14 protein-coding genes, 3 tRNA genes, 1 other RNA gene and 1 other annotated feature are annotated in these 14,017 nt (G+C 46.7%); of the genes, 15 read left to right on the top strand and 3 right to left on the bottom strand.

What is annotated here, in order from left to right; all coding sequences use genetic code 11:
* The first annotated feature begins 130 nt into the window (after positions 1-130).
* Positions 131-1,597 (top strand): IMP dehydrogenase, encoded by a 1,467-nt coding sequence (gene guaB / locus B2U10_RS14440; RefSeq protein ID WP_035409917.1) that lies wholly within the window; start codon positions 131-133, stop codon positions 1,595-1,597.
* Between the two features lie 42 nt (positions 1,598-1,639).
* Here guaB and B2U10_RS14435 read toward each other — a convergent pair whose 3' ends face one another.
* Positions 1,640-3,043 carry a PLP-dependent aminotransferase family protein gene (locus B2U10_RS14435; protein ID WP_035409890.1) on the bottom strand — a complete coding sequence of 468 codons (1,404 nt, stop codon included), beginning with the start codon at positions 3,041-3,043 and terminating at the stop codon, positions 1,640-1,642.
* A 116-nt stretch (positions 3,044-3,159) separates the two neighbouring features.
* Here B2U10_RS14435 and pdxS point away from each other — a divergent pair, with 116 nt between their 5' ends.
* From pdxS to B2U10_RS14395, 8 genes are all read left to right on the top strand, one after another.
* A complete protein-coding gene (gene pdxS, locus B2U10_RS14430; RefSeq protein WP_035409893.1) occupies positions 3,160-4,047 on the top strand; it encodes a pyridoxal 5'-phosphate synthase lyase subunit PdxS in 888 nt (295 codons plus the stop codon).
* On the top strand, positions 4,041-4,619 hold the full coding sequence (pdxT, locus tag B2U10_RS14425; RefSeq protein ID WP_056062024.1) for a pyridoxal 5'-phosphate synthase glutaminase subunit PdxT: 579 nt from the start codon (positions 4,041-4,043) through the stop codon (positions 4,617-4,619). Before pdxS ends, pdxT begins: the two co-directional genes overlap by 7 nt.
* A 91-nt stretch (positions 4,620-4,710) precedes the next feature.
* Positions 4,711-5,946 (top strand): D-alanyl-D-alanine carboxypeptidase family protein, encoded by a 1,236-nt coding sequence (locus tag B2U10_RS14420; RefSeq protein ID WP_056062021.1) that lies wholly within the window; start codon positions 4,711-4,713, stop codon positions 5,944-5,946.
* 12 nt (positions 5,947-5,958) lie between these two features.
* Positions 5,959-6,166, top strand: a binding site (T-box leader).
* Between the two features lie 61 nt (positions 6,167-6,227).
* Entirely contained in the window at positions 6,228-7,505 is a 1,278-nt protein-coding gene (gene serS / locus B2U10_RS14415) for a serine--tRNA ligase (RefSeq protein ID WP_035409899.1), read from the top strand.
* Positions 7,506-7,641: 136 nt separating this feature from the next.
* Positions 7,642-7,732 (top strand) — tRNA-Ser (locus B2U10_RS14410).
* A 39-nt stretch (positions 7,733-7,771) separates the two neighbouring features.
* Positions 7,772-7,862 (top strand) — tRNA-Ser (locus tag B2U10_RS14405).
* A gap of 35 nt (positions 7,863-7,897) precedes the next feature.
* Positions 7,898-7,987 (top strand) — tRNA-Ser (locus tag B2U10_RS14400).
* A 102-nt stretch (positions 7,988-8,089) separates the two neighbouring features.
* Positions 8,090-8,554: a DinB family protein gene (locus B2U10_RS14395; protein ID WP_035409903.1), complete on the top strand. Its 465-nt coding sequence runs from the start codon at positions 8,090-8,092 to the stop codon at positions 8,552-8,554.
* Between the two features lie 72 nt (positions 8,555-8,626).
* Here the strand turns inward: B2U10_RS14395 and B2U10_RS14390 are convergent, their stop codons facing one another.
* Together B2U10_RS14390 and B2U10_RS14385 are read right to left on the bottom strand one after the other, a co-directional pair.
* Positions 8,627-9,304: a deoxynucleoside kinase gene (locus B2U10_RS14390; RefSeq protein WP_023469877.1), complete on the bottom strand. Its 678-nt coding sequence runs from the start codon at positions 9,302-9,304 to the stop codon at positions 8,627-8,629.
* Positions 9,301-9,930, bottom strand: coding sequence for a deoxynucleoside kinase (locus B2U10_RS14385; protein ID WP_035409906.1), 630 nt, complete (start codon positions 9,928-9,930; stop codon positions 9,301-9,303). Before B2U10_RS14385 ends, B2U10_RS14390 begins: the two co-directional genes overlap by 4 nt.
* Positions 9,931-10,038: 108 nt before the next feature.
* Between B2U10_RS14385 and tadA the strand changes: the two genes are divergently transcribed.
* The 6 genes from tadA (at position 10,039) to B2U10_RS14355 (ending at position 13,813) form a co-directional block, all read left to right on the top strand.
* Complete coding sequence (gene tadA / locus B2U10_RS14380; RefSeq protein ID WP_035409909.1) at positions 10,039-10,545, top strand: tRNA adenosine(34) deaminase TadA; 507 nt, start codon at positions 10,039-10,041, stop codon at positions 10,543-10,545.
* Positions 10,546-10,593: 48 nt separating this feature from the next.
* An RNA gene (ffs, locus tag B2U10_RS14375) (signal recognition particle sRNA large type) lies at positions 10,594-10,860 on the top strand.
* 95 nt (positions 10,861-10,955) lie between these two features.
* On the top strand, positions 10,956-12,641 hold the full coding sequence (gene dnaX, locus B2U10_RS14370) for a DNA polymerase III subunit gamma/tau (protein ID WP_035409912.1): 1,686 nt from the start codon (positions 10,956-10,958) through the stop codon (positions 12,639-12,641).
* A gap of 18 nt (positions 12,642-12,659) precedes the next feature.
* Positions 12,660-12,980: a YbaB/EbfC family nucleoid-associated protein gene (locus B2U10_RS14365; RefSeq protein ID WP_029343040.1), complete on the top strand. Its 321-nt coding sequence runs from the start codon at positions 12,660-12,662 to the stop codon at positions 12,978-12,980.
* A gap of 18 nt (positions 12,981-12,998) precedes the next feature.
* A complete protein-coding gene (gene recR, locus B2U10_RS14360) occupies positions 12,999-13,598 on the top strand; it encodes a recombination mediator RecR (protein ID WP_023469882.1) in 600 nt (199 codons plus the stop codon).
* A complete protein-coding gene (locus tag B2U10_RS14355; protein ID WP_050679042.1) occupies positions 13,595-13,813 on the top strand; it encodes a YaaL family protein in 219 nt (72 codons plus the stop codon). Before recR ends, B2U10_RS14355 begins: the two co-directional genes overlap by 4 nt.
* Positions 13,814-14,017: the final 204 nt, after the last annotated feature.

Raw genomic sequence — 14,017 nt, 5'->3', positions numbered from 1 at the left:
CAGGTCGGTCTTTTTGTGTTATGTGAAACTTCAGACTGTTCTGATTATTGGTCGAGTCATTGACATGACACCCTCTGCTTGTTACCATAACATCAATATTCTTTTATAAAAGAGAAAGCGAGTGGATAACATGTGGGAGAACAAATTTGCTAAAGAGGGTTTGACGTTTGATGACGTCTTACTCGTACCCCGTCGTTCGAGTGTCTTACCGCGCGACGTTGATTTATCTGTCACGCTATGTGAAGGGATCACACTTAATATTCCGTTGATCAGTGCTGGGATGGATACAGTCACAGAAGCTCCGATGGCAATCGCAATGGCACGCCAAGGTGGTCTTGGTGTCATTCATAAGAACATGTCAATGGAAGAGCAAGCAGAACATGTCGATCGCGTCAAACGTTCTGAAAATGGTGTCATCACGAATCCGTTCTATTTAACGCCAGAGCGTCAAGTCTACGATGCTGAGTATTTGATGAGTAAGTACCGCATCTCAGGTGTTCCGATTGTTAACAACGAAACAGAGCGTAAATTAGTAGGAATTTTGACGAACCGTGATCTTCGTTTCGTTAAGGATTATTCGACTGTCATTGAAACAGTAATGACAACAGAAGAACTCGTGACAGCAAAAGTTGGTACGTCCCTCGCAGAAGCAGAACAGATTCTCCACAAGCATCGCATCGAAAAGTTACCACTCGTTGATGAGAACGGTGTGTTAAAAGGATTAATCACGACAAAAGATATCGAAAAAGTCGAACAGTATCCACATGCTGCGAAAGATCAATTTGGTCGTTTACTTGTCGCAGCAGCTGTCGGTGTGACGAAAGACGCTTCAACACGTGCGAAGTTCCTGGTCGATGCAGGTGTTGATGCACTCGTCGTCGATACAGCTCACGGTCACTCAGAAGGTGTTCTCGTCAAGGTACGTGAATTACGTGAAGAATATCCAACCTTACCAATCATTGCGGGCAACGTTGCGACTGCAGAAGCAACACGCGATTTGATTGAAGCCGGCGCATCTGTCATTAAAGTCGGTATCGGACCTGGTTCGATTTGTACGACACGTGTTGTTGCAGGCGTCGGTGTACCACAGATCACAGCCGTCTTCGATTGTGCGACAGAAGCACGTAAACACGGCGTTTCGATTATCGCTGACGGTGGCATTAAGTACTCTGGAGATATCGTGAAAGCACTTGCTGCTGGTGGTCACGCTGTCATGCTCGGAAGCTTGCTTGCAGGAGTAGAAGAGAGCCCAGGTGAGATGGAAATCTATCAAGGACGTCAATTCAAGACGTACCGTGGTATGGGTTCTGAAGCATCGATGAAACGCGGTAGCCAAGACCGTTACTTCCAAGAAGCAGACAAGAAGTTCGTTCCAGAAGGAATCGAAGGAAGGGTCGCTTACCGTGGTAAACTCGGTGACTCAGTGTACCAACTCGTCGGTGGTATTCGTTCAGGTATGGGATACTGTGGTGCTGCGACGTTAGAAGAATTGCGTGAAGAGACACAGTTCATCCGTATGACGGGCGCTGGTTTGCAAGAAAGCCATCCGCACGATATTCAAATTACCAAAGAAGCCTCTAACTACACACGTCAATAAACAAAAGCCTCGTCTTTCTCTAGCAGAAAGGTGAGGCTTTTTTTATGATGATCTATGCAGATTCCATGCGTCTATCAATAATTGTAATCCTTCCGTCAACTCATGCTCAGAGAGACTCGCAAATCCAAGAACGATTTGAGGCGTATTGGAGAGAAGCGGTAACTGGGCGTATTGAGAGAGACCGTATACTTGGATGCCTTGTTGTTGTGCCCGCTTTACTAGCTCTTGCTCCGTCATTCCGTTCGCTACGGAAACGACAACATGGAGTCCAGCACTTTCGCCAGTCAACCGTAAGGCAGGGATCCGGCGAAGCGATTGGATTAGCACATCTAGTTTACGACGATAGACTTTACGCATCCGATTGAGATGTCGTTCAAAGTCGCCCTCTTTCATGAAACGTGTCAAGATCGTTTGATCAAAGCGTGAGACACTACAAGTATAATGGGATAATTCGGCTTGATACTGTGCGCGTAAGACTTCCGGTAAGACCATGTAACCAATCCGTAGTGAAGGCATGAGCGATTTTGAGAAGGTACTCATATAAATGACACGATTGCTGTCCATGTTGTGCAAAGACGGGATCGATTTACCGCTATAGCGGAATTCGCTATCGTAGTCGTCTTCGATGATAAAACGGGTCGGATCCATCGCCGCCCAGTTCAACAACTGGTGTCTTCGATTGACGGACAGGATGCTACCGGACGGAAACTGATGTGCCGGTGTGACATACATGACATCAACATTTGATTCCTGCAGTTGATCGATGCGTAATCCATTCGCATCGACACGAATCGGTTCAATCATTCGTTCATGATTTTCAAGCAAGAGGCGTGTCGTATGATAACCGGGATCTTCGATGCCGTACGTGACGTTTCGTCCTAGTAAGAAAAGAACGATGGGCAACAGTTGCTCGATACCTGAACCGACGACGATCTGTTCCGGAGAACAGACGACACCACGTGAGTGATAGAGATAAGTCGCAATCTCTTCGCGCAACGTTAGATCGCCTTGCGGATGACCGAGCGAGACGAGTGGATGGTGATCGGTATCTATGATGTCTTTGGCATACTTTCGCCAACGGGTGAACGGGAAAGAGATCCCTTCAATCTTACTTGGATGAAAGTCATACGTGATGACTGGTTTTTCTTTAGTCACACGCGGTTCGATGACGGGTGAGGTTTTGACGTAAGCAAGTTCCTCATAAGCAAGAACGAAATACCCTTTACGCGAGATGGATTCGACATAACCTTCTGCGACAAGTTGTTGATAAGCAAGCTCAATCGTCGTTTGACTTAAGTTCAAGAATTGACCGAGCTTTCGTTTAGAAGGCAATTTTGTGCCGTACGCTAAACGTCCGGCGATGATTTCGTTTCGGATCTGTTGATAAAGTTGTTCATAAAGAGGTTTCTCTTGATCGCGTGTAAGTTGAAATGATAGCATGTCCATCTCGTATGACTCCTTCATAATAAACTGACCTGTTGAAATCATCATAAACTGATACTTTTAAAAGTGTCAACGTTCCGTATACTAAAGGGGTGAAAGTCAACCAAGGGGGAATGGATATGGAACGTCAACAAGGAACGGATCGTGTCAAACGTGGAATGGCTGAAATGCAAAAGGGTGGCGTCATCATGGATGTCGTCAATGCGGAACAAGCAAAGATTGCGGAAGCAGCAGGAGCTGTTGCAGTCATGGCACTCGAACGTGTCCCGTCGGATATTCGTCGTGACGGAGGTGTGGCACGGATGGCAGATCCGTTGATCACGGAAGAAGTACTTGGGGCAGTCTCGATCCCCGTCATGGCAAAATGCCGAATTGGTCATATTGTCGAAGCGCGTGTCCTTGAATCTATGGGGGTCGATTTCATCGATGAGAGCGAGGTACTGACTCCGGCAGACGAGCAATATCATTTACTGAAGTCGGAGTTCACCGTACCGTTCGTCTGTGGCGCACGTGATCTTGGGGAAGCCGCTCGCCGGATTGCCGAAGGAGCGGCGATGATTCGGACGAAAGGCGAGCCTGGAACTGGGAACGTCGTCGAAGCCGTTCGCCATATGCGACAAATTCAAGCGCAATTGAATCAGATTTTGCATGTCAGTCCAGATGAATTGATGACATTTGCGAAAGAGTGGGGTGCTCCGTACGAAGTATTACGAGATATTCGGACACAGGGACGTCTACCAGTCGTCAATTTTGCAGCCGGAGGAGTTGCGACACCAGCTGATGCCGCTCTCATGATGCATTTAGGGGCAGATGGTGTCTTCGTCGGATCGGGGATCTTTAAATCAGAACACCCAGAACGTGTGGCTCGCGCGATTGTTGAAGCGGTTACGTATAAAGATGATTTTGGACGGATTGCCTCTTTATCCAAAGGGCTCGGAACAGCAATGAAGGGAATCGATGTCACGTCGATGCCGTTTGAAGAACGGATGGCGACACGCGGATGGTAATCGGTATTCTTGATGTTCAAGGTGCTGTCCGCGAACATCAACAGCAACTTGAAGGTCTTGGTGTAGAGGTCGTTCTCGTCAAACATGCGAGTGATCTCGAGAGACTGGATGGACTCGTCTTACCCGGCGGCGAATCGACCGCGATGCGTCGATTGATTGAGCGTTATGCCTTGCTGGAACCGCTTCGGGAAAAAGCGACGACGTTACCGATGTTCGGAACATGTGCCGGAATGATTCTACTCGCAACCGCTGTCGAAGCAGGTCAGAGTCATCTCAACGCGATTTCGATGACGGTCCGTCGGAATGCTTTCGGTCGACAAATCGATTCATTTGAAGGATTGCTACCGGTTGAAGGAATTGAGGAGTCGATTGAGGCAGTCTTCATTCGAGCGCCATTGATTCTATCTGTCGGAGAAGGAACACGAGTGATCGCGAAGGTTGAAGACCAGATCGTCGCTGTCGAGACATCACTTCACCTCGCGTGCTCGTTTCATCCTGAATTGACAGAGGACGATCGCTTACATCAGTATTTTTTACAAAAGATTAAACAGCGTCAATCGATCCGTTCGTAAAGCGTGGAAGCATCTGACAGGTTCTACTGTCGGGTGCTTCTTTTGTGCTACACTATTTGTAAAATGAATGATTGAGTGAAGGAGAGACACGATGAAACGAATCTTGCTACTCTGTTTAAGTGTCCTGCTGGTCGTAGGTTTTCCTACAACTGGACAAGCGGCACCTTCGATTCAAGCAGAGTCTTACATAATGGCCGATGCGGTCACAGGAAAAATCCTCCTTCAATCGGAAGCGGATGTTTCTCTACCACCGGCTTCGATGACAAAGCTGATGACGCTTTACCTCGTTCGACGACAAATCGAATTAAAAAAGCTGACGTGGGATCAAAAAATCAAACCGAGTGCAAAAGTGTTGAAGCTTGCGAACACGTCCGGCATTGCTCGTGTTCCTGTTAAAGCAAAAACGTATACGGTTCGTGAGATGTATAAAGCGGCGTTCATTAAATCAGCCAATGATGCAGCCGTCATGCTAGCCGAAACGGTATCCGGTTCAGAGGCGACATTCGTTGAAAAAATGAATGAGACAGCGAAACGGTTCGGTATGAACGATACGGAGTATGCGAATGCATCCGGACTTGATGCTGTCGATGCGACGCTTCCGGGAACAAATCTGATGACAGCAACGGATATCGCGTTACTCGTCATCCGCTACATCAAGGATTATCCGGATGTACTGGATGTGACGAATAAAACACAGATGAAACTTGATGGAGAGGTCTTGAATAACTCGAATAAGATGCTGGCGAAGGAAAAATTCGCATATGCTGGCATGCGGGGGATGAAGACAGGAACGACCGATTTAGCAGGTTACTGCTTCGCGAGCGTAACGACGCGGGATAATATGACACTTGTCACGGTCGTCATGCGAACGGATTCCGATCAAGCCCGTTTCAAGGAAACGAAAAAGCTACTCGACTATGGTTTTGCGACGTTTGAACCGTTGACGTATTACGGAAAAGGGGAACGGATCAAAGACGCTCTTCCGATTAAAGGGGCAACCGTCCGGCAGTTAGACGTCGTCACGGACGGTTCGTTATACATCACGGTCTTAAAACAAGCGAAGACGCGGGAACCACGGTTCGACTTCTCAAAAACAACAGCTCCTGTGACGAAACAAGAAGTCGTCGGTACGGTACAGGTCGCGGACGATGGGGTCTATCTACCAGGTTTTGAAACACCGCGTGTGAATTTGTATAGCGCAACTGCCGTTCCACTTGCGAGTGTTCCGACACGCCTCGTCCGCGCTTGGACGGCTTGGTCGAAGCAAATTGAACAAGCGATTCAACAATCGGCTCTTGTCAACTTCCAAGACGATGGTGTAAAGTAAGACTAATCTCATAAAGATGCTATGAACGGACCAAGTAGATGTATCGATACTGTTAAGAGAGCTAGTGGGTGGTGTGAACTAGTCAGATCGATGGATTGAATCGAGCCGGATCGCACACCTTGCGAACAAGGTGCGGGTACGCCCGTTATCGCGTCTTAAGTTGGCTAGATGTGTCTAGCAATGAGGGTGGCAACGCGGATCCAGGTGATTCGTCCCTTTTCGGTAGGAATACCGGAAAGAGACGAGTCGCCTTTTTTTATGACATAAAGGAGGAATTGCAGATGATTGATATTAAACGATTACGCCAAGATTTTGACGCCATTCAAGAAAAGTTAGCGCACCGAGGAGAGGACTTGACGGACATGAACCGTTTCCTTGCACTTGATGAGAAGCGTCGAGAACTGATTGCGCGGACAGAAGTGTTGAAAGCAGAACGAAATGAAGCGACGAAAAAAATCGCTGAACTGAAACGCAATAAAGAGAATGCAGATGAAGCGATTGCTGCGATGCGTAGTGTCGGGGACGAGATCAAGACGCTTGACGACGAATTACGTGACGTCGAAGCGACATTGAATCAACTTCTCCTCGGTATTCCGAACATTCCACATGACAGCGTACCGGTCGGTTCTTCTGAAGATGACAATGTCGTCATCCGTGAAGTCGGTGATAAACCAGCGTTTGATTTCGAAGCGGTTCCGCACTGGGATTTGATGGAGCAATTAAAGATCGTTGACGTAGAGCGTGCTGGAAAGGTCACAGGTAGCCGGTTTGTCTTTTATCGTGGGGCAGGGGCACGTCTTGAGCGGGCATTGATCAACTTCATGATGGATCTCCATCAAGATCAGCACGGCTACACAGAAATCTTGCCGCCACTCATGGTCAACCGCGATTCAATGACAGGAACAGGACAACTGCCGAAATTCGAGGAGGATGCGTTCAAGATTGAAGAGACGAACTACTTCCTTGTACCGACAGCAGAAGTTCCAGTGACGAACATGCACCGCGAAGAAATCCTGACTGCTGATCAGTTACCGATCGGCTATGCCGCATACAGCCAATGTTTCCGTTCAGAAGCTGGTTCTGCCGGACGCGATACGCGCGGTTTGATCCGTCAGCACCAATTCAATAAAGTTGAACTCGTTCGTTTCGTCAAACCAGAAGAATCTTACGAGCAACTTGAATTGTTAACGGGACAAGCAGAGACAGTCTTGAAAAAGCTGAAACTGCCGTATCAAGTATTGAGCATGTGTACAGCTGATCTTGGATTCACGGCTGCGAAGAAATACGACATCGAAGTCTGGATGCCAAGTCAAGGCGTCTACCGTGAAATTTCTTCTTGTTCAAACTTTGAAGATTTCCAAGCACGCCGAGCGCAAATCCGTTTCCGCCGCGAAGCGAACGCGAAACCAGAATTCGTTCACACGTTGAATGGTTCTGCTCTTGCAGTCGGTCGGACAGTTGCTGCGATCTTAGAGAACTACCAGCAAGCGGATGGATCAGTTGTTATTCCAGAAGTACTTCGTCCATACATGGGTGGTCTTGAAGTGATTCAAGCTTAAGTCAGAAGGGGGAGTAATCCCCCTTTCTGTATTTTAAAAAGTTTTTTTAGAAAAGGTCTTTACACGTTAAAAGGCAGATGCTATCATAATTAATGTCAGGAAAACAGACAGGTCATCATGATCTGGTAAGAAGTACGGAGGCGTACTCAAGTGGTTTAAGAGAACGGTCTTGAAAACCGTCAGGCGGCGAAAGCCGTGCGTGGGTTCGAATCCCACCGCCTCCTCCATTTTTATTTTTTGACAACGACATGCACGTTTTATAGCTTGGAGGCGTACTCAAGTGGTTTAAGAGAACGGTCTTGAAAACCGTCAGGCGGCGAAAGCCGTGCGTGGGTTCGAATCCCACCGCCTCCTCCACTTCTTTTTTTTTACCCAAAAATAATAATAATCATGGAGTCGTACCCAAGTCCGGCTGAAGGGGACGGACTCGAAATCCGTTAGGGGTCGCAAGGCTCGCGTGGGTTCGAATCCCACCGACTCCGCTTTTTATAAAGCATCTCAATTCTGAGGTGCTTTTTTGTTGCATCGATTTCTTCGTGCATGCTATGGTTGCCTACGTGAAAAACGAAGAAGAGGTGGACGAAATGAACGAACAAACAAAAGAATCGTTGCTTTCGCATTATGCGATGACGATGACATATGTAAAAGACTTAGAACAGATTTCAGAAGAAGCATGGCGGACATCGTATGCGGAAGGTAAGTGGACGGTTGCTGAGATCATTGGTCACTTATCACCATGGGATCGTTTCATGGTCGCAGAGCGTATTCCGTACTTGCTCGCGGGTGAACCATTCCGTGTTGCGCCGGATAGCCAAGCCGTCAATGATGAAGCAGCGAAGATGAGCCGTGAGCAACAACGGATCTTGACGATTGATGAGTTTTTAGTCAGCCGTGACTTATTGCGCCGTGCAGTCGAATTGATTCCAGAAGATCGCCTGCAGGACAAGGTCGTCATTAAAGACAAAGAGTTGACGATTGGTCAGTTCCTCGGAGCGATGACTCAACATGATTTACACCATATGGAACAGATCAATCAAGTGATTGGTTAATAGGAGGGAGATGCGAGACGCGTCTCCTTTTTTGCGCAAAAAAAGATCTGCCTAAGAGGCAGATCTGATCATTTATCGTGTATTGGCAATGCGCGCAACTTCAAGTTGTTTTTCAATCTTCGCGAGAATCCGGTCGATCGATTCTGGCTCGTTCAGTAAATCGTATTCGTCGATCGACAAGCGGAGTACCGGGCAGATCGTGAAGTTATTGATCCAGTTCGTATAGCGTTCGTACATCTCTTCCCAATATTCGATTGGTGTCTGTTGCTCCATCTCACGTCCGCGAAGACGAATCCGTTCAAGGACTTGCTCGAACGAACCTTCGAGATAGATCAAAAGATCTGGATGTGGGAAGAATGGTGTCATGACCATTGCGTCAAATAAACTTGAATACGTTTCATAGTCCGTTGGAGACATCGTTCCTTTTTCGAAATGCATCTTAGCGAAGATTCCTGTATCTTCATAGATCGAACGATCTTGGATGAAACCACCACCGTATTGGAAAATCCGTTTTTGCTCCTTGAAGCGTTCAGCCAGGAAATAGATTTGGAGATGGAAGCTCCAGCGCTCGAAATCATGATAAAATTTATCCAAGTAAGGATTCGTATCGACTTTTTCGAGTGACGTCCGGAAACCAAGGGCATCTGCCAATCCGTTTGTGATCGTTGATTTACCGATCCCAACCATACCGCCGATCGTAATGACGGCATCTGCCGGGATATTGTATTTTTCGCGTAGCTTCAAGTTCATACGTGGTTCGCTCCTTCATATAATTCGTTCCGGATCGTCGTCAAGACGTACTCGAGATCTTCCGGTCGCTTGACGAAGTCGAGTGCATCCCCGTCGAAACGGATGATTTTGACTTCCGGATGTTTGGCTTGATATTCCGTGACGAATGTCTCATAATCCTCTGCCAATTGTTCGAGATAAGCACGTGACATATTTTCTTCGATTTCTCGTCCGCGTAGCGCAACACGTTTCATCAAGGTGTCGATGCTTGCGTTCAAGTAGATGACAGCATCCGGTTTCGGCATGTCCGTCGTCAGGATCGAATAGATTTGTTGGTACTTCTCGAGGTGCTCTACCTTGAGAGAGCGGTGTGCAAAGATTAAGTTTTTAAAGATATGGTAATCAGCAACGACAGAGCGTTGTTTACTGAGGTAATGACGTTCGATATCATCGAGTTGTTTGAAGCGATTGCACAAGAAGAACATTTCCGTCTGGAAGCTCCATTCTTCGATATCTTCATAGAACTTTCCAAGAAAGGGATTTTCTTCGACGATTTCGCGTAACATAGAAAAAGAGAAATGGTGACTGATGGCGTTCGCAAGTGATGTTTTGCCTACACCAATCGGTCCTTCAACCGTTATGAACATATACAATGACCCTCCGTTCAGCAAAGTGCAATTTATATTTTAGCACAAAGAAGTACGACTTGCTGAAGTTTCAAAAGGAGAATTTTTTTAGAGTGAGGAGTATCATCGATGGAACGACAGGAACACTATATGCGACTTGCGATCGAAGAAGCAAAAAAGGCAGAACAGATCGGAGAAGTTCCGATTGGATGTGTCATTGTCAAAGACGATGAAGTCATCGCGACGGGTTACAATCACCGGGAAACGGATCAACAGGCGACGGCACATGCCGAGTTGATCGCGATTGAGGAAGCTTGCCGAAAGCTCGGGAACTGGCGACTTGAAGGGTGTGAGCTCTACGTGACACTCGAACCGTGTCCGATGTGTGCGGGTGCCATCATGCTGTCACGGATCGAACATGTCATCTTTGGTGCCGTCGATCCGAAGGGTGGATGTTGTGGAACACTGATGAACTTGGTGCAAGACGATCGGTTCAATCATGTCTCACAGTTGACGAGCGGTATATTAGAAAAAGAGTGTGGGGAGATGCTAACGACGTTCTTTCGGGAACTACGTGCGAAAAAGAAAGCACGAAAGCGGGCAATGGGTTGCATCACACCAGATGAAACAGTATAATGAAAAAGCACTGAAACAAGGTGCCACTAAAAATCGATAAACCATTTGCCGTGCTAGGTGGGGATGTAGCGGTTCCCTGTCACTCGCAATCCGCTATAGCGAGACTGAATTCCATGTCGAGGGATATGATTGGTGTGGTCTGCCTCACGTAAGTAGCGTTGACGTTTGAGTCCTGCGCAACAGATACCCATGAACCAGGTCAGGTCCGGAAGGAAGCAGCCTTAAGTGGTGCTCTCTGTGTGTTGCAGGGGTGCTTGGACTGAGCAGGCTGCGTGAGTAACGCATGTTGAACATATTTCAGAATATGGTGCGCGGCAGTTTAATTTTTAAAGACAAGTCTACAGCCGGTTTCGGTTGTAGACTTTTTTAGGTAAAATAGAATGAGGAACTTAAAAAGAGGAGGCGCAAACTTGGCCTATCAAGCACTATACCGCGTATACCGTCCGCAACGTTTCGACGAAGTCGTTGGACAAGCGCATATCACCCGTACGATCCAAAATGCATTGATGGAGGGACGCATGTCCCACGCCTATCTATTTTCGGGTCCTCGTGGAACGGGAAAAACGAGTCTTGCCAAAATCATCGCTAAAGCGATCAACTGTGAGCATGCTCCGGTCAAAGAACCGTGTAATACGTGCCCCACGTGTCTTGCGATCACGGAAGGATCAAGTCCAGACGTCTTCGAAATCGATGCCGCTTCCAATAACGGCGTAGATGAAATTCGGGAAATCCGGGATAAAGTCAAATATCCCCCTTCAGAAGCAGCCTATAAAGTCTATATCATTGATGAAGTACACATGTTGTCGACAGGCGCCTTTAATGCACTGCTTAAAACACTAGAAGAACCGCCGGCACACGCCATCTTCATCTTAGCAACGACCGAACCACATAAAATCCCAGCGACGATCATCTCCCGCTGCCAACGTTTCGATGTAAAGCGGCATGAAGTCGATCAACTTGTAGAACGGATGCAATATATCTTAAAAGATCAATCGATCGAGTATTCGGATACGGCCTTACGATTGATTGCCCGTGCAGCGGATGGTGGCATGCGTGATGCACTGAGTCTACTCGACCAAGCGGTTGCTTTTTCAAACGGTGATTTGAACGATGCTGCTGTTCTTGAAGTAACAGGGGCAGTAGAAGATGAAGCATTACTAAACATTGCCCGTGCCTTGCATGAACATCAAGTCGACCAGTTGTTACAGACGCTTGAGACGATGCAACGAGCGGGAAAAGATTTAAAACGTTTCGTTGAGGATCTTGTCTTCTTTTACCGAGACACCTTATTATTGAAAGCCTCTCCTACAGCTGTCGACTTGCTAGAGCGTGCTCGCCCGACGGATGAGTTCAAACAATTCGTTGAATCGATTGAAGCAGAGACATGCTTTACGATCATTGATCAGTTACATGACTGCCAACAACAGATGCGGTTGACGAATCATCCGCGGGTCCTCGTTGAGATTGCCTTCATTCAAATCGCGGAACAAGGAAGAACGACGGGGCAGATCGTCCAAGCGTTGCAGCAGGAAGTCCGCGAAATGAAGGAACAGATGCATCAGTGGAAGTCGAATGGTGTTCCAGCTCAAGAAGCGGCTGCACCACAAGCGCAGCCGAAGCGGAAACAAGGACGACCAACCGTTCGAATCGCCAAAGAGCGGATTCGCCAAATGCTAGAACGAGCAGAAAAAGCCCAGTTGCGTGAGATTCAGGAACGCTGGGATCATATCCTAAAGTGGATTCTAAAAGAAGATGGACCAATCTACTCGTTGCTTCATGAAAGTAAACCGGTTCTCTGCTCTGCGGATACGCTATTGATCGAATTCGATGACGGTAAGGGATGGCATTTCGAGCAAGTCATGACCAATGAACGAACACGTTTCGTGATTGAGGAAGCATTATATGAAATATGCGGCGTCAAACGCGAAATTTTAGCGATTCTCTCAAACGATTGGCATGAACTGAAGGCAGAGTTTGTTGCTAAGCGAAATAGTAGTAGTATAGAAGAGAAGGAAACAAAACAAGAATCGGAGAGCGATCAGTTATTGTCCGAGACGCTTGGTCGTTTTGGTGATATCGTAGAGTTCGAAGATTAAATTCGAGGAGGAATACAGATGCGCGGAATGGGAAACATGAATAATATGATGAAACAGATGCAGAAGATGCAAAAGGATATGGCGAAAGCACAAGAAGAATTAAAAGATTTGACAGTGACAGGTACAGCAGGAGGAGAAATGGTCTCAGTCGTCGCCGATGGTCATAAAAATATCGTAGATGTCATCATTAAAGAAGAAGTCGTTGATCCAGATGACGTTGAAATGATTCAAGATCTCGTCTTAGCTGCAACGAACGATGCTTTGAAGAAAGTCGATGAACTCGTCTCAAGTAAAATGGGGAAATTCACACAAGGTATGAATCTGCCGGGAATGTTTTAATTCGTAGGAGGAAACCACTTGCAATATCCTGAAGCGATTAGTCGTTTGATCGAAAGTTTTACAAAACTACCGGGGATTGGTCCGAAGACAGCAGTTCGTCTAGCGTTTCATGTCCTTGATATGGAAGAAGACGATGTCTTGATGTTCGGAAAGGCATTGGTCAGTGCGAAGCGCGATATTGCCTACTGTAGCGTCTGCGGGAATATCACGGATCAAGATCCTTGTTATGTATGTACAGATAAACACCGAAACCGTACGATCGTCTGTGTCGTCCAAGATTCAAGGGATGTCATTGCAATGGAAAAGATGCGAGATTACCAAGGGTTGTACCATGTCTTACATGGAGCGATCAGTCCAATGGAAGGGATCGGTCCAGAGGATATCAATGTATCTAGTCTACTGACACGTCTTCAAGCGGACGAAGCGATTACGGAAGTCATCTTAGCAACCAATCCGAACATCGAAGGAGAAGCGACAGCGATGTATCTATCGCGTCTCTTAAAACCGACGGGTATTCGGATCACTCGGATTGCCCATGGTCTTCCGGTCGGTGGAGATCTAGAATACGCAGATGAAGTGACGTTATCTCGTGCAATGGAGGGACGTCGCGAACTATGAGTTGGTTTCGAAAGAAGATTCGCAGTGAGTACGACGAGCGTTTGTTAGAAGAATTAGCAAAAGCAAAAGAAGATTATTTGATGAAGCGTCATCTCTTAGAGATCAGCTATGATGACTATGGTGATTTAGAAGCACAAATGAAGTTAGCGGAATCACTGTATTTCTTCTATATAAGCGAAGCAAAAAGAAGACGCGTCTCATTGATGATGAAGTAAACCGCAGCCATTCTTGTCTGCGGTTTTTATATGTTCAAAAAAACTATAAATTATTTTGATAAAATAGTTGCGCCTATCTAATTATCGTGATATATTAATTCATGTCCTTAAGAGGACGAGCGCTTACGGCAAACAAGTAAAAAACAATTTCAAAAAAGTTGTTGACTTCTGGTTTCAGACTTGATATTCTAATTGAGTCGCCAA

Origin of the sequence: Exiguobacterium sp. UBA7533, from assembly GCF_002479335.1 — a bacterium.
Classification (GTDB): Bacteria; Bacillota; Bacilli; order Exiguobacteriales; family Exiguobacteriaceae; genus Exiguobacterium_A.
This window is presented reverse-complemented; position numbering and strand designations above follow the sequence as displayed.